Genomic DNA, 23,291 nt, shown 5'->3' with positions numbered 1-23,291 from the left:
AGTGGAAGCGGAGACGACCGGACGGCGGCTGGCGGCCCGTCAACGAACGATTCGGATCGCCGCGGGCCTGTTTGTCGCGATGCTGATCGTTTTTACGCTGATCGGCAACTCGCTGCAGGCGCTCACGCTGCCGAAAGTGTCGGCGGAGAAGCCGAGCCAGGGACGGCTCTCCCGCTCGTTCCATGGAAGCGCCGTGCTGTCTCCCGCGGAAACGGCGGATTTGACGAATCCGGCGGGCTGGAAAGTGGCTCAAGTGCTGGTCAAGCCGGGCGATGCCGTGCATCGCGGTCAGCAGCTTGTCTCTTACGACGATACCGAGGCGCAGCGGCAAATCGAGGACGAGACGGCGGCTCTGGAACAGCTGGAGCTCCCGAAGCCGCAACTGCAGCATCGCTATGTCGATGCGGTGCAGAGCGGGGACGAGGAGGCGATCTTGGACGCCCGTACCGCTCTGGAGAGCGCGGATGCGAGCATTCGAGCGCAGCAGAACCGGATCGAGCGATTGCGGCATGACGCGTCGGCGGACCGGCAGCTCGTCGCCCCGTTCGACGGTATCGTGACGGAAGTCCATGCCGTGGCGGGCTTATCGGCGGCAACCGGCGGCCCGGATGTGAGGCTGGCCGACGCTGCAAGCGGCTTTCAGTTCCGGCTGCAGATCCCTGCGGCGATTGCGGATACGCTGAAGCCCGGCGATGCGATGGACGTCCGCTTGACCGAAGATGACAGCCGGTCGCTGAAAGGGACCGTGGCGAAAATCGAAGACGGGGACGCCGCGGACGCAACGGCGCCGTCCCGTTCCGCGGACGACGGCGCGGGAGATATGGCTTCAAGCGAGAGCGGAAGCGGGGCGGCGAATTCAGGCTCGTCCTCAGAGACCGGCTCGCTGCCGGTGACCGTGACGATAAAGGATCCGTCGCTCCGGGGCGGCGAGCGGGTGGAGGTGGAGCTGTCGCGGCAAGAGAGCAAGGATGCGCTTCTCGTGTCTGCGCAGGCGATCCATCAGGATCGGAGCGGCGTTTACGTCTATGCGATCGAGAAGCGTCAGAGTCCGCTCGGCAACGCGTACTACGCCGCGAGAAGGGACGTGACGGTCATCGACGAGAACGGCGGCGTTGCGGCGGTCGGCGGCGACCTGTACGATTACGACCAGGTCGTTCTGGACAGCAGCGAGCCGCTTCAGGACGGCGTCCGGGTTCGATTGTAAGCGAAAAGGACTGTCAGGCGACGAGCCGGCAGTCCTTCTGCCTTTGCCGTGGATGCACGAGCCGAGCCGCGCACGCGACGGCGCGGCCGCTACCACCCGTTTGTTTCGGCCTGCCCAACCGGGACTTCACGCGGTAACGAAACGAGGCGACGCTATTTCGCGCCGGGAGCGGCGTTGGACATTCCAACGAAACGTACGCGCCTTATTTGAGCCTCATCGGCCTTCTTGATGAAGAATGGGGCGAATAACGCTCCTTGGATTCGTTAGAACCAATATGAGGTTCAAAAACGGTCCATAGCATCGCCTGGTTTCGTTAACGCGCTTCGAGGCTGGAAAAATCCGGCGTTTGAAGCGAGCGGCATCCGTTAAATTCTCTTCGTTCCCACATGCACATCTCGGGAATAAAATTTCATTATGATAATAAAATTTCGAAATATTATTTCCTTGTCCGGCGCGGATTTAGCGAGTTTCGCCAATGTTTCGCCCCACGCGCCGTCTTGTCTTTTCGCTTGAATAGGCTTACTATAAAGTTGAATTTTACGGTCCCGACGGATCTTACGCTCCGTTCGAATCTAACCCAAGCGAGTAGGGAACGCGAATGGCTATTCATGATAACATCCTCATCAAGATCCGGGAGATGAAGGACAGTCTGACGCCGGTCGAGAAGCTGGTGGCGGAGTATATCCTGAACAACCTGGAAGAGATTCCCCATCTTTCGATCAAGAGCCTGGCCCAACTCAGCAAGACGAGCGACGCCTCCGTGCTGCGCTTCTGCAAGACGATGGGCTACAGCGGCTACCGCAGCTTCATCGTCAGCATCTCCGCCTCGCTCGGTTCGATGGACGACGAGCAGAAGGACCAGTATACGGACATCCAGCCGGGAGACGATCTGTCCGTCATTATCTCCAATATCTCCCGCAATAACGTCAAGTCGATCGAAGATACGCTCAGCGTTATCGACCGCAAGGAGGTCGAACGTGCCGTGAAGGCGATCCGCGGGAGCGATCGCATCGCTTTTTTCGGAATCGGGGCTTCCGGGCTCGTCTGCATGGATGCGGAGCAGAAGTTCTCTCGAATCAACAAGATGTGCCACGCTTATACGGACGGACACAGCCAACTCACGGCCGCGACGCTTCTGAGCAAGGGGGACGTGGCGTTCTTCGTCTCGAATTCCGGCGACACGGCGGAAATTCTCGATGCGCTCGACATCGCGAAGAAGAACGGCGCCCGCACGATCGCGCTGTCCAAGTACAATCGAAGTCCGCTTGCGCAGCAGTCCGACATCGTGCTCAGCATTTCCACCCCGGAGGTGACGTTCCGCAGCGGGGCGATGGGGTCCAGGATCGCCATGCTGACGGTCATCGACACGCTGTTCGCCGGCGTGGCGAGCGCGGAGTACCAGAAAGTGAAAAAGTACTTGACCAAAACCCACAACATTCTCTCCGGCAAGCACCGCAAATAATCGGAAAACCGCCCAGCATCGGCGCATTTGACGCCGGTGCTTTGCTTTTTTGTGAAAAGAAAATAAATATCAGTAATAAATTTTAGTATGAAATAAAATTTCAAAATGTATTGACTAAAGCGCTTTCCCAAGCTTAAGATGGACGTAAGCTAGCGAGTTTACAAAACACAGGGTAGGAGAATGGCTATGAATGAATACCTTGCGGGACTGACGACGGAGGAGATCAATCCGGACACGCAGATGATCGACGAGTGCACGACGGAACAAATGCTGCGCCTCCTTAATCAGGAAGACGCCAAGGTGCCGGCAGCGGTCGCCCTGGAAATCCCGCAAATCTCGAAGGCGGTGGACGTCCTGCACCGGACGCTGAAGAACGGCGGCAGGATGTTCTATATCGGGGCAGGGTCGTCCGGAAGAATCGGCGTGCTCGACGCTTCCGAATGTCCTCCGACCTTCGGCACGGATCCGGAGCTCGTGCAAGGCTACATTGCGGGTGGCGATTCGGCGCTTCGAACGGCAGTGGAAGGATTCGAGGACAGCGAGGAGGAGGGGATCGCATTAATCGAGCGGTGCGGCGTCACGGATAAAGACGCGGTCGTCGGCATATCCGCCAGCGGCAGCGCGGCCTTCGTGATCGCCGGCTTGAAGAGAGCCGCGGAGAAAGGGGCCGCCACGATCGGGGTGGTGAACAACAAACATTCCAAGCTGGAAGCCGTATGCGACATCTGCATCGCGCCCGTTGTCGGCCCGGAGGTGATCATGGGCTCCACCCGGATGAAGGCGGGATCGGCCCAGAAGCTGGTGCTCAACATGCTGACCACCTGCACGATGGTGAAGCTCGGCAAGACCTACAACAACCTAATGGTCGACCTGAAGGCGAGCAACAACAAGCTGAACGACCGCTCGGTGCGCATCGTCCGCGCGGCCACCGGCGTGGACGCCGAGACGGCCGGCCGCTATTTGAAGAGCGCGTCCATGAGCTGCAAGCTGGCGATCATGATGATCAAGACCGGCCTTGGCGCGACGGAAGCGGCGGCGACGCTCGAACGCTGCGAAGGCAATCTCAAAGCGGCCATCCGCGCCGGCAGCCGGGTCGTTTGACGGGCATAGGTTTCGAAACTCCAACAAATATATAAGGGTCAGGGAGGATTTATCGAATGAAGAAAAAAGCGCACGTGCTGGCATCGATCTTGGCATTATCCGTATCCATGACCGCGCTCGCGGCCTGCTCCTCGAACAACGACAACGGCAACTCGGGCAGCGCCAGCCCGTCCGGCTCCGCGGGTTCCTCCGGTTCGGCGAGCGCGAGTACGGGAGCCAAGGATACGATCACGGCGCTGCTGCCTCCGGTCTCGGCCAACTTCCAGAACAACTTCGAGCAGATGGAGAAAGATTTTAACGCGATGTACCCGAACCTGACGCTCAAGATCGAGCCGGCCAGCTGGGAGGACATGACGCAGAAGCTCGACACGCAGGTCAATGCCGGCAGCCCGCCCGACATCGCGTTCATCGGCTCGGACGGCATCTCGAAGTACGTGCAGCAGGGCATGCTGATGGACATCAGCAGCGCCGCGACGCCCGATATGATCGCCGACTACGATCCGGCCCCGCTCGGCTATATGAAGAACGGCGACGGTTTGTACGGCTTCCCGGCATACGTATCCGTCCAGTCCATCGGCGGCAACAAGAAGATGCTTGAAGATGCGGGCGTCGATTGGAAAAGCGTGCAGAAGAACGGCTGGACGTACGACGAGTTCCGCCAAGCGATCCAGAAGGGCACGGTCAAGAACGGCGACGGATCGACGCGTTACGGCTTCGTGTTCGCCACCTCCGGCGTCACGAGCAAGGACTACCTGAACATTCTCGTGAAGAACGCCGGCATGCCGAACGCGTTCACGACCGATCACAAATTCGCGTATACGAGCAAAAACTTCTTGGAAGTATTGAAGGATATCCGCCAGATGATCGACGACGGCTCGATGCCGAAAGAGATCAGCTCGATCGACGCCGGCAAGCGCTGGAACATGTTCCTGACGGGGCAGACGATGATTACGGGCAAAGGACTCGCCACGTTCGAGAATTCCGCCAAGCAGAACAACGCGAAGCTGAAAGCGAACGACGGCAGCGCCGTTGCCGGCAGCATTCCGGTCGATTACGTCGTCCTGCCGGTGCCTACGTTCGCAGGCCAGCCGGCCGTTTCGCAGGCGGCGGTTGACGGCTACGTCACCTTCCGCGGCAAGAAGGAGCCGACGGAAGAGCATAAGGCCAACGTCGTCAAAGCCGCGTACTTCCTGGACAGCGGCAAGAACATGGCGCAAACGAACAACGAGCTGTTCCTCGGCCAAATCACGAAGAGCGCTCGCGACGCGGCAGCCAGCATGACGACCGACCGCGATCCGGACAATCTGGCGGCCGAGACGCTGCTGGAGTCCAAAGCGGCTCCCGCCCGCCCCGATATCCCGACGGATCTCGGCGCGAAGGAAATCAAGCTTGAAGACGAAGTGATCGTACCGAAGTTCCAGGCGCTGCTCGCGGGCGAGATCTCGCCGCAAGACATGTACGATGCGGTGAAGAAGGCCGCGATCGACACGTACGGCGCGGACGGCGTCGTCCAAGACTGATGCGATGGGCGGGCAGCCTTAGCCGCGTGCGGCGGCTGCCCGCTTTCCCTTGGACAGCGGAGAAAGGAGTTGGCCAGATGGCTCAGCCGCCAAGGATAACAACCAGGAAGCGCAAGATCAAGGGGGACGGAGCTTGGGCCTATGCGTTCATTGCGGTAGCTCTCGTCGTGTACGCGATGTTTACCGCTTACCCGGTTGTCAGCGCTTTTATTATCAGCTTTCAAGACTACAAGCCTCTCGGCTCGACCTTCATCGGTCTCGATAACTATAAGGATACGTTCGGCGATTCGCTCTTCTGGAAGTCGGTCCGCAATACGGTCGTTTATACCGTCCTGACGGTTCCGGTCGCGCTGATCCTGTCCTTTGCCGTGTCGATTCTGATTTTGCCGCTCAAGAAGTGGCTGCAAACGACGTTCAAAGCCGTTTATTATTTGCCGGTCGTCGCCTCCGGGGTCGCCATGTCCGTCGTATGGCTGTGGATCTTCGATCCGCTGCCCTCCGGCATTCTGAACCAGTTCATCGGCTGGTTCGGCATGGATAACCGCAACTGGCTCGGAACGAGCGCGACGTCGATGTTCTCGCTCGTGCTGATGGCGTGGCTGTCCAGCCACGGAACGAGCATTATCATCTACTTGGCCGCTCTGCTCGGCATCGATAACAGTTACTACGAGGCGGCGGATCTCGACGGCGCTTCATTCTTTCAGAAGCTGAGATACATCGTCATTCCGTTTCTGAAGCCGACGACGCTGTTCTTGTTCGTCACCGGCATCATCGGCTCGTTCCAGGTATTCCAGAACGCTTACCTGATGACGGGCGGCGGACCGGACAACGCGACCACCATGGTCGGTCTGTTGATTTTCAACAATGCCTTCAAGTATTTCGAATTCGGCAAGGCGGCGGCGCAGTCGCTCATTCTCGCGCTGATCATCGCCATCGTCTCGTTCGTTCAATTCAAATTCGCGGGCAAAGACGTGGAATATTAAAAAGGAGGTTCGGGCCATGGGCTTGTACAAACAACATTCCGGCGCCAAGCCGATCCGTTACGTTCGCAACACGGCCATCGTCGCCGTCCTCCTCGCGTTTGCGCTCGCGACGTTGTTCCCGATCTACTTCATGATCATGTCGTCGTTCGGCGATCCGGTCGAAGCGGGAGCGGCCAACTATTCTCTTTGGCCGCAGAAGTTCACCTTCGCCTCTTACAGCTTCTTCTTCCATTACAGCGAGTATTCGTACCGCTGGCTGCTGAATTCGCTGATCGTCTCCGCCTGCGTCATGGTGTCGAACGTCGTTTTCGCCAGCCTGGCGGGCTATGCGTTCTCCAGAATCCGGTTCAGAGGCCGGGGCGCACTGTTCGCGCTGCTGCTCAGCGCCATGATGATTCCTTACCAAGTCACGCAAGTGCCGCTCTACATTCTGGTCGTGAACATTTTCCATATTCAAAATACGTACGGGGCGCTCATCATGCCGACGCTCGTGACGGTGTACAACATCTTCCTCGCCAAGCAGTTCATGTCGAGCATTCCGAAGGAAATTCTCGAATGCGCCAAGGTCGAGGGCTGCAACCAGCTGCAGATCTTCATCCGGATCGTCATGCCGCTCTCGAAGACGGTCATGGCCGTCATGGCGATTCTGACGTTCATGGAGAGCTGGAACACGTTCTTCTGGCCGCTGCTCGTGACGAACACGATGGATATGCAGACGATCCAGGTCGGGCTGAAGAACTTCCGGTTCGCCAACACGACCTACTTCGCGCCGATGATGGCGGGAGCGACCGTGTCGGCGCTGCCGATGTTCATCCTGTTTTTCAGCCTGCAAAAATATTTCCTCGAAGGCGTCACGGTCGGCGCGGTGAAGGGTTGATCGAAGATTGGGGCGGCTTGAGACTGGTCCGGTAAGGTGCGAATTCACTGCGGCTTGTCACTGGGCACTGACGCGAGTGGTGGGGTTGTCGACGGCAGTTGTAGGGAATTGGTTTGATATCAGACTAACTTCGGGTCGCGGATGCGAGTGGAGAGGGAATTGGTCTGATATCCGACTAAATTCGGTTCGTTGACGCAAGTGGCAGGGAAATTGGTTTGAAATCAGACTAACTTCGGGTCGTCGGCGCGAGTGGAGAGGGAATTGGTTTGAAATCAGACTAACTTCGGGTTGTCGACGTCAGTAGCGAAGGAGTTGGTTTGATACCAGATTAATTTCGGGTCGAGGATGCGAATGGAGAGGGAATTATTTTGAAATCAGACTAACTTCGGGTCGCCGACGCGAGTTGAGCGAAGCAAGCGGGCGGAAAGGAATGGTTGTTGCAGGATGACAGAGGGGAACGGTGCGACAGAGAAGGTTGGTCTTGCAAAGGGGACGGAGCAAGTTCGCTACGCGGTCGGGCTTATGTCCGGCACGTCCGTCGACGGGATCGACGCGGCCGTGGTCGAGTTGGCCGGCGAACCGGCCGGCGGGACGCCGCGGGCGCGGCTGCTTGCTTTTGCCAATACGCCGTTTCCGCCGCGCGTGCGCGAAGAGATTTTCGCGATGTTCGAGCCTTCGCAAGCGACGGTGGACCGGGTCGGGCGGCTGAACGTCTGGCTCGGCGAACTGTATGCGCAGGCGGCGCTGGACGCGATTGCGGCGGCGGGACTTGAAGCTTCGCAAATCTCCGCGATCGGTTCGCACGGCCAGACGATCTATCACTCGCCTCAGACGAATCCGATCGATGGGTACGATCTCCGATATACGGTCCAAATCGGCGAAGGCGCGGTAATCGCGGCCCGCACGGGCATCCCGTGCGTCTCCGACTTCCGCCCGGCCGACATGGCCGTCGGCGGGCAGGGGGCGCCGCTCGTTCCGTTCACGGAATATTTGCTCTACCGGGAGAAGGAACGGACTCGGCTGCTTCAGAACATCGGCGGCATCGGCAATGTGACGGTGCTTCCGGCCGGATGCGCGCCCGAGGACGTTTACGCCTTCGACACCGGTCCGGGCAACGTTCTGATCGACGGCACGGTAGCGAGGCTGTACCCCGGCCTGCGCATGGACGCGGGCGGAGCGATCGCCGGAAGCGGAAGCGTGGATGCCTCGCTGCTGGAGCGGCTTCAGCGGGATGACTATTACCGGAAGCCGCCGCCGAAATCGACGGGACGCGAGAAGTTCGATGCCGCCTACGTGGAGGGCATCGTGCAGGAAGCGTCCCGTCGCGGGCTGGCGCCGGAGGATGCCGTCGCGACGGTCACTCTGCTGACGGCATGGTCGATCGGCGAAGCGTATCGCCGGTACATCCGGGACCGGCATCCGGCGGAGGAACTGCTTGTCGGAGGAGGCGGGAGCTACAATGAGACGCTGCTCCGCTTCCTGAAGCGGGAGATGGAGCCGCTTGGCGTGACGGTACGGACGCAGGAGGAGATCGGCTTCAGCAGCGACGCCAAGGAAGCCGTTGCATTCGCGCTGCTCGCCGATTATACGATGGCCCGGCGGCCGAACAACCTGCCCTCGGCGACGGGGGCCAAGAGGCCGGTCGTGCTCGGCAAAATTTCATTCTGACGGAAGGCGACGGAGGTGTTTGCAGCATGAAGTTGGGGACATGGGACCCGTCTGATACGGATGAGGCCATCGCCTTGTGGAACCGGGAAGCGGTTCGGGACGGCTATAAGGAATGGACGGCTGAGAGCTTTGGCGAGCTGATCGCGTCGAATCGCTATTTCGATCCGTCGAACGCGTTCGTGCTGAGGGACGGGAATGTCCTTCGCGGCTTTGCGATCGGCTGCGCCGGCGACGATCTGCCGCTCGGCGACGTTGCGGGCTATGTCACGTGCGTCGTCCTGGACGAAGCCTGCCGTTCCGACGAACATTACGGGATGCTGATGGACGCGGTGGAAGAAAGGTTTCGGCAGCTGGGCAAACGGCAGGCCGATTTTCTTTTTTTCAACCCGATGATGCTTCCGTGGTACATCCCGAATACGCCCGGACACGAGCACAACAACGCGCCGGGCGTTCCCGTCGGCAGCGCGCTGTACGCATTCCTGCTGTCGCGGGGATATGCGCAGCGGGCGATCGAGTGCGCCATGTATTTGAGCCTGGCCGGCTTCGAGCTGCCGGCGGAAACGGCGGCCAAGGAAACGAAAGTGGCCGAAGCGGGATACCGGGTCGAAATGTTCGAGCCCTTCAAGCATGGCGGCGTGGAAGGGATGCTCGACGCGCTCGGCAATCCGCTGTGGAAGAAGGAGATCGCGGAGAGCGTCGCCGCCGGGGTCCCGGTCGTCGTCGCGGCGCACGGAGCGGAGCCGGTCGGCTTCGCCGGGCCGGTCGTTCGCTCGCCGAACGGGCGCGGCTATTTCGCCGGCCTCGGGGTTCGCCCGGAGCACGAGGGGCACGGGCTTGGCAGCTTGCTGTTCTACAAGCTGTGCGAGGCGTTCCGGGACATCGGCGCCGACTATATGTCGCTGTACACCGGAAGCGAGAATCCGGCGCTGCGGATTTACGAGAAGGCGGGTTTTCGGACCGTTAAGCAATTTGCGATCATGAGAAGGGAGCTGGCGTAACATGAGCGAAAAACAATTGACGATTCTGGGCATCGGAGGCCACGTAGGCGATATGGAGCTGACGGCGGGGGGCGTGCTGGCGGATCACTCCCTGAAGGGCGACAAGATCGTGACGCTGGCGCTGACCGCGGGCGAACGCGGCGTTCCCGCCGGGCAGGACATGGCGGAGTACCGCGAGCAGAAAGTCAGGGAAGCGGCGGCGTTCGCGGAGCTGCTCGGAGGCCGTTCGATCGTGTTCGACATTCCGGACGGGGAGCTGGAGGACAACACGGAGATGCGCTACCGGGTTTGCGACGTCATCCGCGAAGTCAAGCCGGACATCGTCATTACCCATTTCAAAAACAGCATGCACAAAGACCACATGACGACGCACCGGATCGTCAACGACGCCCGATTCTATGCGGGACTGGCTTCCTTCGAACGCGACCTGCCGGCCCATTTCGCCTCTCGACTCTATTACGCCGAGAACTGGGAGGATGCGGTCGATTACCGGCCTTACGTGTACGTCGATTTCTCGCAGGAAGCGTATGACCTGTGGGTCGAGGCGGTGTCCAAGCATTGGTTCGTGACGGGCAGCAAGTCGTTCCCCTACCTGGAATATTACAAGCATCTGGCACGGGTGCGCGGTATCGAAGCGCGCAAAACGTACGCCGAGACGTTCATGATCCCCGAAGAGAATAAACGCGTGCTCCGCTCCGAGCTGTAGGGGGCGATTCCGATGGTTCTGAACGGCATCGACAACATCGACCGGTATGCCGGGCTGTTCCAGGGCAAGCGGCTGGGACTCATTACGTCGCCGACCGGCCTCGCTTCCGATCTTACGCCGACGATCGAGATTTTGAACGACCGGTTCCATCTGGCCGCGCTGTTCTCGCCGGAGCATGGGGTGCGGGGAGATCAGGCCGCGGGCGCGTACGTCGATCGATATCTGGATCCGATCACCGGAGTTCCGGTTCACAGCTTGTATCGCAAGGATTCCAAGCGGCTGACGCCGGAGATGCTGGACGAGGTCGATATCGTCGTTTACGACATCCAGGATGTCGGCGTTCGGTATTATACGTTTATTTATACGATGCTTTATGCCCTGGAAGATTGCGCGCGCGCCGGCAAGCCGTTCGTCGTGCTCGACCGGGTCGATCCGCTGGATGGCGTCACCGTCGAAGGGAACGTGCTGAAGGACGACTATCGCTCGTTCGTCGGCAACTACCCGCTCTGCGTGCGCTACGGCTTGACGGCCGGGGAAGTGGCGGCGATGGCGAACGACCGGATGGGCTGGAACGCCGAGCTGCACGTCGTGCGCTGCGAAGGCTGGGAGCGGAGCATGCGCTACCCGGAGACGGGACGGCTCTGGATTCCGCCGTCGCTCGGGGTACCGCGCTACGAGACGGCTTTGCTCTATGTCGGCACCTGCCTGTTCGAAGGGACGAATCTGTCGGAAGGACGGGGCACTTCGTTCCCGTTCGAGGTCATCGGCGCGCCTTTTATCCGGGCGGAGGAGCTGGCGGCGGATATGAACCGCAAAGGGCTGGACGGCGTCGTTTTCCGGCCCGTGCATTTTCAGCCGACGACTTCGAAGTTCCGGGGCGAGCATTGCGGCGGCGTTCAGCTTCATGTGACGGACGACCGGGCGCTGCGCCCGCTGGACGTCGGCGTGACGCTGCTATTCGAGATTAGGGACCGCTACGAGGAGTTTGCGTTCCTGCCGCCGGTCCGGGAGAACGGCCGGCCGTTCATCGACCTGCTGGGCGGCGACCGGATGTACCGGGATCCCGACGCGACGGCCGAGACGCTGCTGGAACGGTTCCGCGAGGAAAGCGCGGCGTTCGCGGAGGCGAAGCGGCCGTATCATCTATATTGAGGCAATATGGGATGGGAGACGAAGAGAGATGGACATCCGCAAGCTGTCGCTCCGGGAGAAGATCGGCCAGCTGATCGTGACCGGCTTTGCGGAGCCGAACATGACCGGCGATTTACGGCGGCTGATCTCCGACTACAAGATCGGCAACCTCATTTTGTTCAGCCATAACGTGGAAAATAAAAAGCAGCTTGGCTCCTTATGCGCCGAGCTGCACCGTTTCGTCCGGGAGCAGACCGGCATTCCCGCGCTGATCTCCATCGACCAGGAGGGCGGCCGGGTGACGCGCCTGCCTGCCGATGCCGCGAACGTTCCCGGAGCGATGGCGATCGCGTCCACGGGCCGTCCCGAGAACGCCTACGCGGCAGGCCGCATCACGGCGCGGGAGCTGCGGGCGCTGGGCATCCGCTTCAACCTGGCTCCGGTGCTCGACATCAACAACAATCCGCGCAACCCGGTCATCAACGTCCGATCCTACGGAGAGACGGCGGAGACCGTGGAGCAATACGGCCTGCCGATGCTGCAGGGGCTCATGGACGGAGGCGTGCTCGCTTCCGTCAAGCATTTTCCGGGGCACGGAGACACCGCGGTCGATTCCCATTTGGGTCTGCCGGCGATACACAAATCGCTTGAAGAGCTGTCGGAGCTGGAACTGAGGCCGTTCGTTCAAGCGTTCCGCCAAGGGGCGGAGTGCGTGACGATCGCTCACATTCTGTTTCCGGCGCTCGAGCCGGAGAAGGTGCCGGCCACGATGTCGCGGGCGATCGTGACGGATCTGCTGAAGCGCAAGCTTGAATATAACGGCCTCGTCATTTCCGACTGTCTGGAGATGGATGCGATTCGCCGGTTTTACGGCACGGCGGAAGGCGCGCTCGGCGCGCTGAAGGCCGGGATTCATCTGCTGTTCGTCAGCCATACGCCCGCGCTTGTGGCCGAGACGTCGGAACGGATCGAAAAGGCGGTGCGGGACGGCGAACTTCCGATGCCGGTTATCGATGAAGCGGTCGAGAAAGTGCTGTATTATAAAAGGAAATACGGCGGCGAGAACGAGGAGCATGGAACCGGCCCGGCGAAAGGCAGCGAAGACGCGCTTGAGGCGGTCGGCGGCGCGGTCCATCGGCGGGCCGCCCAGGCGATCAGCCTGGAGAGCGTCTGTCTGGTGCGCGGCGAGCTTCCCCGGATCGTGCCGGAGTCGGGAGACACGCTGTTCGTCGGCTGTCTGCCGAATCGGCCGGACCAGGCATCCAGCCGGGTGAAGGCGGCGCCGTCGTTCGCGGATTCGCTGGGAGAGGCGCTGGCCGCTCCCCATCTGACGATTGCTATCGATCCGAGCGATGAGGAGATCGGGCGGACGCTGGAGATTGCGAGCCGGTATTCGAACGTCGTGCTCGGGCTGTTCAACGGTCTGGACCATCCCGGCCAGATTCGGCTCGCGAATCGGCTGGCCGCGGTAGGCTGCCGGGTGACGGCGATCGCACTCGGCAAGCCTTACGATCTGGCGTCGCTGGAAGGAGCGGCTTGCGAACTGGCCGTCTTCGAGTATACGGCGCTCTCGCTCGCTTCACTCGCGACGATTCTTCGAGGCGAGGCGGAGCCGACGGGGCGGATCGGGATCGGTTCGTTGGCGGACAGAATGGATGGGATTCGGCGGGAACCGACGGAAGGAAGGGAAGCGAATTGAAGTACGCGGCGGGAATCGACGGCGGCGGAACGAAGACGGCGGTTCGGATCGCGAACGAGGACGGCCGTACGATCGCTTCCTTTGAAGCCGGGCCCCTTAACTTCACCGGACAGGACGAGATCAGCGTGCGCCTTACGCTGCAGGATATATTCGATCAGATCGGCGTTGCATGCGGCGAGCTGTCCCTCTGCATCCAGACGTGCATCGGAGCCGCGGGCATCAGCCATCCGACGGTGGCGGAGCGGCTGACCGCCGCCGTTCGCGGCTCCGGCTACGAAGGAGGCCTGCTGCTGACCGGCGACCACGTCACCGCACTGTGCGGCGGCGTCGACAGTCTGCATGGCATCATTGTGATCGCGGGCACCGGCTCCATCTGCTACGGGCAGACTGAAGCCGGACTCTCGCACCGGACCGGCGGCTTCGGCCACCTGATCGACGACGAGGGCAGCGGCTACAGCATCGGCCGCGAACTGCTGGCCGCCGTCGTCCGCGCGGAAGACGGCCGCTCCGGCCCGACCGTCCTGACCCGGCTGGCGTTCGAGCGGTTGCAGGCAGACGGCGTCCGCGACATCGTCGGCTTCGTTTACGACCAAACGCGGAACAAGAAGGACATCGCGGCGCTGGCCCCGCTGCTGTCGGAGGCTTGCGCGGCCGGCGATCCGGCCGCTCTCGCCATTGCGGAGCGGAGCGCCCGCGCGCTGCTCGGGCTGGTCGTCCCCGTCGCGGAGAAGCTGTCGCTTGCGGAAGGGCCGCTTGCGCTGGCCGGCAGCGTCCTGCTCCGCAACGATTACGTGCGGGACAAGTTTCGGAAGCTGCTGTCGGAGCGATTCCCGCGGATGACCGTGTTCCCCGCGCGCCGCGATGCGGCCGACGGCGCCGTCCGGTTGGCGCTCAGCCGAATGTAGCGTCGGCGACAGGAAGGCGTGTGGAAGCGGAATTCGAATGGGTTGGCGATTCCATGCGGTCGTTCGAGCCTTGGGTCAAGCGAGTTCTTCAATCGCTGCGACGCCGGGCGCGAATGTGATCACTTTTCCAACATACGGTGCTCTAACGAATATGAAAGACGTTATTGAAGCAAAATCATTAGTTTTCAAAATGTAACGAATCCATACGACCTTATGGGGCAGGCAATCGCCGTTTTCCCGACGATTTCTGGCTCATAAGGCCGCTCAGATTCGTTAGACGGATCATCCGTCGAGTTTTAACCGAATAACGACGTACAGTTTCGTTATCGCATGGCACATTTGAATGAAGAATCTCTTTCCCGGATCGGGCATAAAGTTTCTCTAGCCGATTCGATACGAAGGGAGATTCCATATGAGCATGCGGGACCTAGACGCTTCGCCGCCGCTGTTCGAGCACCGATTCTGGCTGCAGATTCTGGGCGACCACTCGCGGTTTATTTTCTATGCGCTTTCGCCCAAGGAGACGGACGATACGGCCCAAGCCAAGCGCTTCATCGCGGCTTTCGACAAGCTGCTGGAACAGGCCCGGGCTGCCGCGCCGGAGGCGGACCTGGACGTCCTCAATCGGGAAGCATACCGGGAGACCAAGGCGCTGAAGGAGTTCAAGCTGAACCTGCTTGCCCGTTCGCTGTCGGGCCAAGTGACCGTATCGTTACCGCCGACGTTCTTCAACCATATGCTCAACGAGCTGGAAGAGTACGAGCGGATTCTGACCGCGCTGGCGGCCGGCAAGCCGGTTCCGATGTACCATCCGCTGCATCACGATCTGGTATGGCTGCTGGATGCCTACGGCCATGCCGGATCCATCGCTTCGGGATTGGACCGGGTGGAAGCCGATCTGGTTCATCGAAGCGAAAGTTTCGAGCGCCACTTTCGGGAGCTGTATGTGAAAGCGGTGGAGATGGCCGGCTTCATGCGGACGAGAATGGGGGATTTTCCCGCCTTGAACCGGTTCCACAGACAGATCGATCTCGAGATGGCGTTGTTTCGCCAGTTCCTGCACGAGCTGCTGGAGATGGAGCTGAGCGCGGAGGTGCTCGACATCATCAGTCCGCTCATGCCCGACCATATGGCGCGGGAAGAATGCTATTACCTGATGAAGCTGGCCCAGTCGGGAGCCGTATCGCCGCCGAAATGCGATCCCGCACATGCGCGAGTCGAAAAGTAGGCGATGTGCCGCGAGGGCTCCCGGTCGGACGAGGGCCCTCGCGGGGAATAAATCGAACCGTCGAGCGAACCGGGAACGTTCCCGATATTTCGGTCATAATTCGGCGCCTTTTCGCAAAAATAAGGATCGATCCGCCGTGTTCGATAGGAATTTATGCTAAAATGGTAACGTTCCCAAAATCAACGGGAAATTCGCGTGAAAGAAGGCGATTTTGTGGGACCGACGATTCACGACGTAGCCCGAATGGCTAATACTTCCAAGAGCACCGTTTCGCGATACTTGAACGGGCAGAAGGTGAAGAAAGCGACGCAGGAAGCGCTCGAGAAAGCGATCCGGGAGCTGAACTTCCATCGGAACGCCAACGCGCGGCGGCTGGTCATGGACAAGACGAATACGATCGGCGTCGTCGTCGACAACATCTCGAACATTTTCTATTCCGGCATTATCCGCGGCATCGAGCAGGTCGCGAACCGGAAAGGCTACAGCTGCATCTTCTACAGCTGGACTTCGAACTTCGAGCGGGAGATCTCGTTCCTGAACCTTCTGTACGAAGGGCAGCTCGACGGCATGATTCTCGTCAGCTTCCAGAAGCGCGAGAAGGACGATTTGCAGGAGCTTCTGGACTCCGATTGTCCGGTGGCGCTGGTCGGCGACCACGGAGAGATGGACGGGCTGTTCTCGGTAGACGTTGACAATTCAGCGGGCGTCGCCGATATCGTCCGCTATCTGCACGGGCTCGGTCATCGCCGAATCGCATACATTACAGGGCCGGATCACGCGGCGGCGAACAAATACCGCCTCAAGGGCTACCGGCAGACCATGGCCGAGCTGGGTCTCGAGGCGAAGCCGGAATGGGTCGCCCGGTCGGACTGGAGCAACCAGGGCGGCTATCTCGCCATGAAGCGCCTGCTCGAGACCGGCGGCTTCACCGCGGTCGTCGCGTCGAACGACGAGACGGCGATCGGGGCGCTCCGGGCCGTTCAGGAGCACGGCATTCTCGTTCCCAAGCAGCTGTCGCTCGTCGGCTTCGACGACATTACGCTGTCGGAGTGGGTGTATCCATCGCTGACGACGGTTCGTCAGCCGTTCCTGGAGATCGGCGAGCTGGCCGCCGAAGGGCTGTTCCGCCGCATCGAAGCCAAGGAGACGGAGACGCCGGAGCCCGCCAGCCATCTGCTGAAGCCGAGACTGATCGTCCGCGATTCGTGCGGGGCCGTATAGGAGCGTTCTGAGAATCATTCGGCTGAATAGGAGGGAATCCGAAATGTTCCTCGTGACGGCGGAGGAAATGAGAAGCATCGAGCGGGAGGCGATCGATCGGATCGGCATCCCGGCCATCGTGTTGATGGAAAATGCGGGGAGAGCGGTCGCCGAAGAAGCCCGGGCGCTTCTTCGCGGCGCGAAAGCGGCGGGCGCGCGGCGATGGCTTATTCTGGCCGGCAAAGGCAACAACGGCGCCGACGGCGCGGTGGCGGCCCGCCATCTGCGGCTCGCGGGCGACGAGGCGGATATCGTCTATGCGGCCGATCCGGCCGGCTTCGCGGGCGAGGCGGCGGCGCAGCGCGACATCGCGGCCGGTCTCGGCCTGCCGTCGCGCGTCTATGCGGAAGGCGGCGCCCCTATTGATTGGAGCCGCTACGACGGCGTCATCGATGCGCTGCTCGGCACCGGCAGCCGCGGCGCCCCCAAGGGGGCTTATGCCGCGCTGATCCGCGAGGCGAACGCCAGCGGGTTGCCCATCGTAGCCGTCGACATTCCGAGCGGCGTGGACGCCGATACGGGCGAGACGCACGATCCGTGCATCCGCGCCGCGCGGACGGTGGCGCTGGCGCTGCCCAAGCGCGGGCACGCCCAATATCCGGGCAAAGAAGCCGCAGGGGAGACGGTCGTTCGGCCCATCGGGCTTCCGGTCGGCGAATTGGCGGAACGCTCGGGCGTTCGCACGTTCGCGCTGAACGAGGAGTCGCTGCGCCGCCGGCTGGAAGCCGATCCGGCGCAGGAGCGCCGGGCCGATTCGCATAAGGGCACGTACGGCCACGTTCTGATCGCGGCCGGAAGCCGGGCGATGAGCGGCGCGGGCCTGCTGTGCGCCCGCGCGGCGCTACGCGGCGGGTGCGGCCTCGTCACGTGGGCCGTTCCCGACCGGCTTGCGGAGCCGCTCATCGGCCGCTTCCCCGAGGCCATGCTCGCCCCGCTGCCCGACGAAGGCCGCGGCGAATGGAGCCGGGTGCCGCCGGAAGAGCTCATCCGGCTCGCCGCCGGCAAGGACGCGCTCGTGCTCGGCCCCGGCCTCGGCCGCTGGGAGGGCGGCTCGGCCTGGCTCCGCGAGCTATGGGAACGGCTGCCCGGCGACTTGCCGCTCGTGCTGGACGCCGATGCGCTGAATCTGCTCGCGGAGGCCTCCGGCTTCGCCGAATGGCCGCGCCGCCCGGGCGGCGTCGTGCTGACGCCGCATCCGGGAGAGATGGCGCGGCTCGCGGGACTCTCCGCGCGCGAAGTGCAGCGCGACCGGATCGGGCTTGCACGCCGCTTCGCGGAGCGGCATGACGTGACGCTGGCGCTGAAGGGGGCGGCAACGGTCGTGGCGTTTCCGTCCGGCGACGCGTACGTGAACGGCAACGGCAATGCGGGCATGGCGACGGCCGGCGCGGGAGACGTGCTGGCCGGGCTGATCGGCAGCCTGCTTGCCCAGGGAATGGCGCCAGGTCCGGCCGCCGCGCTCGGCGTCTGGCGGCACGGAGCGGCCGGAGACCGCGCCGCCGCCGCGCGCGGGCGGACAGCATCGCTGATCGCCGGAGATATCGTGGAAGAGCTGTAGCGGAGCGGCCGCCCGAAACGTCAAAGCAGCCGCCTCCCGTAAAAGGGAAGGCGGCTGCTGCATAGAAGGCGGCGCTCAGGCGCTGCTCTTGTAATCGCTTTTCATGACATTCTTCACCAGCGACGACCATTTGGAGTTGGCCGGACAGTATTTCCGGGCGATTTTCTCGATCGTCGTATAGCCTTTGCCTATGTAATTTTTGGAGATGAGCTGACCGAATCTGCGAACGCTTTCTTCCTTGGATTCAAAGCGAAGATAACCGGTGCCGTTGCTTGAGTTCAGACCGAACAAATTGTTGCGGGTGCGGGCGATCTTGCTGCCGCCGTTGCCGCTCTCCAGCTTCATGACCGCGATCGTGAAGAAGGCGTTGACGCCGTAGTCGGCCTCCACCTCCAGCACGGCTTTTTCCAATCCTTGGCCTTCCAGCTTGGTGCCGGCGAAAATCTCTTTGATTCCTTCTTCCGTCAGACCGGAAGCCGTCTGCACTTTGGAGTCGGGCTTGCGAATCACGAGCGCGCGGGCGGGCTTGGGCGGATCCGCCGACAGGACGGCCGGGGCGATGCTGGCGACGGTCCGTTCGGACGGGGGCTTGACGGGCCGATCGAGCCGGTCGGCATAGGAACCGTGCACGTATCCGCCGCCTTCCAGCCGGAGCCAACTGCCGGATTGGCCGATAACGGAGAGCACGGTTCCTTTGGAGACGACATCGATGATTTTGGATCGGTTGGAAGCGTCGGCCCGGACGTTGAGGAAATAAGCGGTCGTGACATAGGAAGCCGGGTTGAGCTTCGCCGGCGCGGATGAACTCGAGGCAGCCGAAGCGTGAGAGGCGTGCGAGATGCCGAAGATGACGAATATCGCAAAGAATGCGGCCAGATACAAGCCGATCAAACCGGATTTCCGATTCAGCATGGGATCACTCCTCGTACTTTTTTTGTGCCAGGCGTGGGGAGATTTAACCTGATTGTACTGAGAAGCGATCGCAAAGCTTGTCAAAGGCTCTGTTCATTTTGTTTGTTTATTTGTCGCAACAAGAGCATTTCGGCGCCGTTTCGGTCGAGGAGTCGGGGATTTCTCATTAAAATATTTTCATATTAGCGGGAAAACATGCGAATGAGGCGGCCTCCAGGGGCGGCTTGATCGGGTCTTTCGGAGTCCGTCCGGCCCGATTTCGGGGCTTGGACGATCGGAGCGCCCTTTCCATAAAAGGAAGTTTTCTGGTTTTGCGTCCCATTCGTCCGGCGAGGCGAAAGCATACATTGATCCAAGCGAAAATTTTCCGGGGGTGCTGGAGGTGGCGGCTATCCGCAAAAGAGCGCTTGTCCGTACAAGGAAGCGCCGTCTCCGCCGCTGCCGGCCTTGCAGGGCCGGAAGGAGCAAAAAGCTTGCGCGGCGCAAGCGGCGGCAGGCGGCGCGACCAATCGGTCGTCCGCATCGCGCCAAGTGCGCCTTTCCGAGCGGCGGCACGCTTGCCGGCGGCGCCGGCCCGGCGGGACCGATCGGCGACCCCGGAATGCCGGGAGCCGCCGGCAGCCCCGGCGCGCAGGGGACGCCGGGCCGGGACGGCGAGAGAGGCGTTCCGGGTCCGCCCGGACCGCAGGGGCCTCCGGGTCCGAATCCGCCGCCGGCCTTGATCGTCCGGCCGGTCGTCCGGCGTTTCTTCTTCATTCCCTCTTCCGAATTGTCCTTGTCCCGGGAATTGGTTCTGCCTGCGGATCTATTCGTGGACGATCTGGGGGAGGAAGCGGAAGAATGGCCTGTTTCCGCGGCTTCCGGCTACTTCAATCTGTTCGTGAACGGCGTGATCCAGCAGGGCGGGCTTTATGCCGTCGGACCGGAAGGCCTGCTTCTTCGCGCGACGGGGCAGTCGATCGCCGCCGGAACGACGATCGCGCTGGAATCGGTCAACCTTGTCGTCCTCGCCGGTTGAAAATAGGAGGCTGACGGACTGGATTCGCCCGAGCAGCCGAATGGAAGCCGAATAACATAAATAGGACCTGTCTCCCCCCGACAGGGAAGCCAAGGGACTTTCAATCGGAGAGGAGGGGGAATTCATGGCATTGCAACTGATGAAGCTGTTCGTCGGGGCCGCGACGACGACCGCGGTCGGACCGGACTCGAGCAAGTACTTTTACGTGACGACGGCGGATACGGCGGCCGGCGCGACCTTGACGATCGACGCGGGATCGTTTTTCGACGATTCCGGAGCCGCGGTTACGGAGCTGCCGGCACTTGAAGCGGGGAACAGCTACTTCCAGGTTTCCGTGAACGGCGTGCTGCAGATGGACGGGATCAGCACCTATACGCCTGGAGCGGCCGGAACGGGCTCGCTGGCCGTCGCCGTGCCGGCCGGCGGAAGCGCCATTGTCACCGGAACGCCGGTCGTCCTGGAACTGGCCACCTTCGCGCCGACCTCCACGACCGTCGTAACGACGTAAGGCGTCGTCCCGCAACCGCTCGGTTCGGTCCCGTGACCCTGCCGGGCTTTTTCTTTTGTTCAAAATATTCCTTACAAGAATATTCCGAGTGGAGTATATTAAAGAAAGAGACCGGTCGCACCGGGAAAACGAATCTCCAAATCATCGGAAGGAGGAGGAATCCGAGACATGAATGCGGCAACGTTGACTGCGCTGGCCGAGCCCAACCGGCTGCATATCGTCGAACTGCTTCGAACCGGTCCTTTGACGGTCGGAGAAGTCGGCGATCGGCTTCATTTGAGACAGCCGCAAGCTTCCAAGCACCTCCGCGTTCTGAACGAGGCGGGAATCGTGGAAGCGAAAGCGGTGGCGAACCGGCGGATTTACAAGCTGCGGCCCGAGCCGTTCCGGGAGCTGGACGAATGGCTGGACTCGTTCCGCCGGCTATGGGAAGAACGCTTCGATCGATTGGACGACTACCTGCAGACTTTGCAAAATCGCGGGAGCGATACGCCTAAGAAGCCCAAATGAGAAGAAGCGGCTTCGATCGCCGCAAAACGAAAGACGCCCGGCCGGATATCGGCGCGGGCGTCTTCTCTATGGCCGCTTTCGCGGAAGCCGGCATCTATTGCATTCAGGCAAGGATCACGCTATATTAATGATAATTCGTAAGGTTTAATTATAATTAGATCTAATTAAACTTCGAACAAGACGTTTCCGGTCTGGGACAAGTCGTACCCGGACAGGGCGGACAGCTCGCCCCGGAACTCGCCGGATCGCAGAATTCCGAGCAGCGAGTCGATCCAGCCGCGATTTTCCGGCTTCTTGAGCAGGACAAGATCGTACCGTTCGGAGACAAGCGGAACGAAGTCGACTTGCCCGACGATGGAAGCGGCTTTCCCGGTGCCGACGCCGACGTCCGCTTCGCCGGAGGCGACCCGGCCGGCGACCGCGATATGGCTTGTCTCTATCGTATCGTAGCCGTTCAAATCGCCGGACGGGATGCCCAGCAGGCGCAGCTGTTCGTCGAGCAGGACGCGGGCGCCCGAGCCGCGCTCGCGGTTGACGAGCCGAAGACCGGGGCTGCGGAGGTCCTTCCAGCCGGAGAGGCCGAGCGGATTGCCCTGGCGCACGTACAGTCCCGCCGGACGCGAGAGCAGGTTGACGACGAGGTAAGAGAGGCCGATGAGCAGCTTGCGGATGTAGGGGAGGTTATATTCTCCGGTATCGCCGTCGAGCAGGTGCGTGCTGACGATATCCGACTCGCCGCGATACATCGAGATCAGGCCGTCGAGACTGCCGGCGTAAGAGCGGAGCGGCCGGACGCCGGGTAAGGTCCGTTCGATCCGGCTGGCCAGAATGTCCAGACTGATGTCCTGTCCCGTGATGACCAATTGACGGACTCCGCTTCCGGCGGGCGCGGAAAGTCCGGGGGCGGCGCGGGAATCGGCTTGGAGCGCGGAGGCGCCGCTCTGGAGTCCCTTCATCCGCCTTTTGTACGCTTCCAGATCGACCGCGTCGACCCGCATCTGCTTGCCGACCCGATAGGACGGCAGCTCGCCTTTTTTGATCAGATCGTAGACCGTCAACTTCGAAATTTTGAGCAGCCGGGCGATTTCTTCGGTGGTGTAAGACAGGTCTCCGGACATTCGCATCCTCCTCGCTTAGATTCGCAGCCGATCGTTATGATCAGCTTGATTGTAGCACAAAGGGAAGAGAATCGGACGGGGACGAGGAAATGGAACGGGGATGAAGGACATGGAGGAGGGGTTGGAATGAAGAAGCTTGGAGTCGGAGCGCTGCTCGCAGCCGCGACGCTGGCGCTGGCAGGCTGCGGCGGTTCGTCGTCATCCTCCGATCCGAAGGAGACGACGGAACTGACCGTCTCGGCGGCCGCCAGCTTGACGGACGCGCTGACGGAGATTCAGAAAACGTACGAGGCCGACCATCCGAACGTCAAGCTGACGTTCAATTTCGGAGGCTCCGGCACGCTGGAGCAGCAGATCGAACAAGGGGCGCCGTCGGACCTGTTCCTTTCCGCGGCCGACAAAAACATGGATGCGCTGGTCGGGAAGGGCCTGATCGAAGACGGCAAGCACGCCGAGCTGCTGGAGAACGAGCTGGTCGTCGTCGTCCCGGCGGACGGAGGGGCCAGCATCGGAGCGCTGGCGGATCTGGCGCAGGACGAAGTGAAAAAGGTGGCGATCGGCATCCCCGAGAGCGTCCCGGCCGGCAGCTATGCCCAGGAAGCGCTGACCGCCGCCGGTCTGTGGGATCAGGTCCGGTCGAAGACCGTACAAGCCAAGGACGTGCGCCAAGTCTTGCAGTACGTGGAGACCGGCAACACCGACGCAGGGTTCGTCTACAAGACGGACGCTCTGACGTCGGACAAGGTGAAGGTCGCCTTCGCGGTGGATCCAGCTTCTTATACGAAGGCTTCGTATCCGATCGGCATCGTCAAAGCGACCAAGCACGAAGCGGAAGCGGAAGACTTCTACGAATACTTGCAGTCCAAAGACGCGCTGGACGTGTTCGTCAAGTTCGGCTTCTCGCTGCCGGAATGATCGGCCGGAC

At 61.5% G+C, this 23,291-nt stretch carries 22 protein-coding genes; 20 read left to right on the top strand and 2 right to left on the bottom strand.

Going from position 1 to position 23,291, the window contains the following annotated elements; translation table 11 throughout:
• Window position 1 precedes the first annotated feature (1 nt).
• The 15 genes from H7C18_RS05950 (at window position 2) to H7C18_RS05880 (ending at window position 18,300) form a co-directional block, all read left to right on the top strand.
• Entirely contained in the window at window positions 2-1,204 is a 1,203-nt protein-coding gene (locus H7C18_RS05950; protein ID WP_185128107.1) for an efflux RND transporter periplasmic adaptor subunit, read from the top strand.
• A gap of 598 nt (window positions 1,205-1,802) precedes the next feature.
• A complete protein-coding gene (locus H7C18_RS05945; RefSeq protein WP_185128106.1) occupies window positions 1,803-2,666 on the top strand; it encodes a MurR/RpiR family transcriptional regulator in 864 nt (287 codons plus the stop codon).
• A gap of 186 nt (window positions 2,667-2,852) precedes the next feature.
• Window positions 2,853-3,767 (top strand): N-acetylmuramic acid 6-phosphate etherase, encoded by a 915-nt coding sequence (gene murQ, locus H7C18_RS05940; RefSeq protein WP_185128105.1) that lies wholly within the window; start codon window positions 2,853-2,855, stop codon window positions 3,765-3,767.
• A 56-nt stretch (window positions 3,768-3,823) separates the two neighbouring features.
• Complete coding sequence (locus H7C18_RS05935; protein ID WP_185128104.1) at window positions 3,824-5,287, top strand: ABC transporter substrate-binding protein; 1,464 nt, start codon at window positions 3,824-3,826, stop codon at window positions 5,285-5,287.
• A 77-nt stretch (window positions 5,288-5,364) separates the two neighbouring features.
• Entirely contained in the window at window positions 5,365-6,270 is a 906-nt protein-coding gene (locus H7C18_RS05930; RefSeq protein ID WP_185128103.1) for a carbohydrate ABC transporter permease, read from the top strand.
• 16 nt (window positions 6,271-6,286) lie between these two features.
• Entirely contained in the window at window positions 6,287-7,147 is an 861-nt protein-coding gene (locus H7C18_RS05925; RefSeq protein ID WP_185128102.1) for a carbohydrate ABC transporter permease, read from the top strand.
• Between the two features lie 444 nt (window positions 7,148-7,591).
• Window positions 7,592-8,815 carry an anhydro-N-acetylmuramic acid kinase gene (locus tag H7C18_RS05920; protein WP_185128101.1) on the top strand — a complete coding sequence of 408 codons (1,224 nt, stop codon included), beginning with the start codon at window positions 7,592-7,594 and terminating at the stop codon, window positions 8,813-8,815.
• Window positions 8,816-8,841: 26 nt separating this feature from the next.
• Window positions 8,842-9,813 carry a GNAT family N-acetyltransferase gene (locus tag H7C18_RS05915; RefSeq protein WP_185128100.1) on the top strand — a complete coding sequence of 324 codons (972 nt, stop codon included), beginning with the start codon at window positions 8,842-8,844 and terminating at the stop codon, window positions 9,811-9,813.
• Window position 9,814: 1 nt separating this feature from the next.
• Window positions 9,815-10,519 carry a PIG-L deacetylase family protein gene (locus H7C18_RS05910; RefSeq protein ID WP_185128099.1) on the top strand — a complete coding sequence of 235 codons (705 nt, stop codon included), beginning with the start codon at window positions 9,815-9,817 and terminating at the stop codon, window positions 10,517-10,519.
• A gap of 12 nt (window positions 10,520-10,531) precedes the next feature.
• Window positions 10,532-11,671, top strand: coding sequence for an exo-beta-N-acetylmuramidase NamZ family protein (locus tag H7C18_RS05905; protein WP_185128098.1), 1,140 nt, complete (start codon window positions 10,532-10,534; stop codon window positions 11,669-11,671).
• Between the two features lie 28 nt (window positions 11,672-11,699).
• The gene (locus tag H7C18_RS05900; RefSeq protein ID WP_202886944.1) at window positions 11,700-13,349 is read left to right on the top strand and encodes a glycoside hydrolase family 3 protein; all 1,650 of its coding nucleotides are present in this window, start codon (window positions 11,700-11,702) and stop codon (window positions 13,347-13,349) included.
• A complete protein-coding gene (locus tag H7C18_RS05895) occupies window positions 13,346-14,254 on the top strand; it encodes a BadF/BadG/BcrA/BcrD ATPase family protein (RefSeq protein WP_185128097.1) in 909 nt (302 codons plus the stop codon). The genes H7C18_RS05900 and H7C18_RS05895 overlap by 4 nt, the downstream gene beginning before the upstream one ends.
• A 412-nt stretch (window positions 14,255-14,666) precedes the next feature.
• Window positions 14,667-15,482, top strand: coding sequence for a DUF2935 domain-containing protein (locus H7C18_RS05890; RefSeq protein WP_185128096.1), 816 nt, complete (start codon window positions 14,667-14,669; stop codon window positions 15,480-15,482).
• Window positions 15,483-15,695: 213 nt separating this feature from the next.
• Window positions 15,696-16,703, top strand: coding sequence for a substrate-binding domain-containing protein (locus H7C18_RS05885; protein ID WP_185128095.1), 1,008 nt, complete (start codon window positions 15,696-15,698; stop codon window positions 16,701-16,703).
• A gap of 43 nt (window positions 16,704-16,746) precedes the next feature.
• Window positions 16,747-18,300: an NAD(P)H-hydrate dehydratase gene (locus H7C18_RS05880; RefSeq protein WP_185128094.1), complete on the top strand. Its 1,554-nt coding sequence runs from the start codon at window positions 16,747-16,749 to the stop codon at window positions 18,298-18,300.
• Window positions 18,301-18,375: 75 nt separating this feature from the next.
• Here H7C18_RS05880 and H7C18_RS05875 read toward each other — a convergent pair whose 3' ends face one another.
• Window positions 18,376-19,212, bottom strand: coding sequence for a glucosaminidase domain-containing protein (locus tag H7C18_RS05875; RefSeq protein ID WP_185128093.1), 837 nt, complete (start codon window positions 19,210-19,212; stop codon window positions 18,376-18,378).
• A gap of 382 nt (window positions 19,213-19,594) precedes the next feature.
• On the opposite strand from H7C18_RS05875, the gene H7C18_RS34975 reads away from it, so the two are divergent.
• The 4 genes from H7C18_RS34975 to H7C18_RS35485 all read left to right on the top strand — a co-directional run bounded on the left by H7C18_RS34975 (window position 19,595) and on the right by H7C18_RS35485 (window position 21,376).
• Window positions 19,595-20,230 carry a DUF4183 domain-containing protein gene (locus tag H7C18_RS34975; RefSeq protein WP_185128092.1) on the top strand — a complete coding sequence of 212 codons (636 nt, stop codon included), beginning with the start codon at window positions 19,595-19,597 and terminating at the stop codon, window positions 20,228-20,230.
• A 124-nt stretch (window positions 20,231-20,354) separates the two neighbouring features.
• On the top strand, window positions 20,355-20,738 hold the full coding sequence (locus H7C18_RS05865; RefSeq protein WP_185128091.1) for a DUF4183 domain-containing protein: 384 nt from the start codon (window positions 20,355-20,357) through the stop codon (window positions 20,736-20,738).
• A 168-nt stretch (window positions 20,739-20,906) separates the two neighbouring features.
• Complete coding sequence (locus H7C18_RS05860; RefSeq protein WP_185128090.1) at window positions 20,907-21,248, top strand: ArsR/SmtB family transcription factor; 342 nt, start codon at window positions 20,907-20,909, stop codon at window positions 21,246-21,248.
• Window positions 21,245-21,376 carry a hypothetical protein gene (locus H7C18_RS35485; protein WP_273385868.1) on the top strand — a complete coding sequence of 44 codons (132 nt, stop codon included), beginning with the start codon at window positions 21,245-21,247 and terminating at the stop codon, window positions 21,374-21,376. Before H7C18_RS05860 ends, H7C18_RS35485 begins: the two co-directional genes overlap by 4 nt.
• 36 nt (window positions 21,377-21,412) lie before the next feature.
• Here the strand turns inward: H7C18_RS35485 and H7C18_RS05855 are convergent, their stop codons facing one another.
• Complete coding sequence (locus H7C18_RS05855; RefSeq protein WP_185128089.1) at window positions 21,413-22,366, bottom strand: helix-turn-helix transcriptional regulator; 954 nt, start codon at window positions 22,364-22,366, stop codon at window positions 21,413-21,415.
• A 126-nt stretch (window positions 22,367-22,492) separates the two neighbouring features.
• Here H7C18_RS05855 and modA point away from each other — a divergent pair, with 126 nt between their 5' ends.
• A complete protein-coding gene (modA, locus tag H7C18_RS05850; RefSeq protein ID WP_185128088.1) occupies window positions 22,493-23,281 on the top strand; it encodes a molybdate ABC transporter substrate-binding protein in 789 nt (262 codons plus the stop codon).
• Window positions 23,282-23,291: the final 10 nt, after the last annotated feature.

Origin of the sequence: Cohnella zeiphila, assembly GCF_014212055.1 — a bacterium.
GTDB lineage: Bacteria > Bacillota > Bacilli > Paenibacillales > Paenibacillaceae > Cohnella > Cohnella zeiphila.
The sequence above is the reverse complement of the archived record's forward strand: the minus strand, read 5'-3'. Positions and strand labels throughout refer to the sequence as shown.

Excerpts from the sequence above, each read along its gene's own strand:
- H7C18_RS05915 (WP_185128100.1), top strand. The coding sequence starts at position 8,842 with ATGAAGTTGGGGACATGGGACCCGTCTGATACGGATGAGGCCATCGCC.
- H7C18_RS05945 (WP_185128106.1), top strand. The coding sequence starts at position 1,803 with ATGGCTATTCATGATAACATCCTCATCAAGATCCGGGAGATGAAGGAC.
- H7C18_RS05875 (WP_185128093.1), bottom strand. The coding sequence starts at position 19,212 with ATGCTGAATCGGAAATCCGGTTTGATCGGCTTGTATCTGGCCGCATTC.
- H7C18_RS05920 (WP_185128101.1), top strand. The coding sequence starts at position 7,592 with ATGACAGAGGGGAACGGTGCGACAGAGAAGGTTGGTCTTGCAAAGGGG.
- H7C18_RS05855 (WP_185128089.1), bottom strand. The coding sequence starts at position 22,366 with ATGTCCGGAGACCTGTCTTACACCACCGAAGAAATCGCCCGGCTGCTC.
- H7C18_RS05910 (WP_185128099.1), top strand. The coding sequence starts at position 9,815 with ATGAGCGAAAAACAATTGACGATTCTGGGCATCGGAGGCCACGTAGGC.
- H7C18_RS05925 (WP_185128102.1), top strand. The coding sequence starts at position 6,287 with ATGGGCTTGTACAAACAACATTCCGGCGCCAAGCCGATCCGTTACGTT.
- H7C18_RS05930 (WP_185128103.1), top strand. The coding sequence starts at position 5,365 with ATGGCTCAGCCGCCAAGGATAACAACCAGGAAGCGCAAGATCAAGGGG.
- H7C18_RS05900 (WP_202886944.1), top strand. The coding sequence starts at position 11,700 with ATGGACATCCGCAAGCTGTCGCTCCGGGAGAAGATCGGCCAGCTGATC.
- H7C18_RS05890 (WP_185128096.1), top strand. The coding sequence starts at position 14,667 with ATGAGCATGCGGGACCTAGACGCTTCGCCGCCGCTGTTCGAGCACCGA.
- H7C18_RS05860 (WP_185128090.1), top strand. The coding sequence starts at position 20,907 with ATGAATGCGGCAACGTTGACTGCGCTGGCCGAGCCCAACCGGCTGCAT.
- murQ (WP_185128105.1), top strand. The coding sequence starts at position 2,853 with ATGAATGAATACCTTGCGGGACTGACGACGGAGGAGATCAATCCGGAC.
- modA (WP_185128088.1), top strand. The coding sequence starts at position 22,493 with ATGAAGAAGCTTGGAGTCGGAGCGCTGCTCGCAGCCGCGACGCTGGCG.
- H7C18_RS05880 (WP_185128094.1), top strand. The coding sequence starts at position 16,747 with ATGTTCCTCGTGACGGCGGAGGAAATGAGAAGCATCGAGCGGGAGGCG.
- H7C18_RS35485 (WP_273385868.1), top strand. The coding sequence starts at position 21,245 with ATGAGAAGAAGCGGCTTCGATCGCCGCAAAACGAAAGACGCCCGGCCG.
- H7C18_RS05935 (WP_185128104.1), top strand. The coding sequence starts at position 3,824 with ATGAAGAAAAAAGCGCACGTGCTGGCATCGATCTTGGCATTATCCGTA.
- H7C18_RS05905 (WP_185128098.1), top strand. The coding sequence starts at position 10,532 with ATGGTTCTGAACGGCATCGACAACATCGACCGGTATGCCGGGCTGTTC.
- H7C18_RS05865 (WP_185128091.1), top strand. The coding sequence starts at position 20,355 with ATGGCATTGCAACTGATGAAGCTGTTCGTCGGGGCCGCGACGACGACC.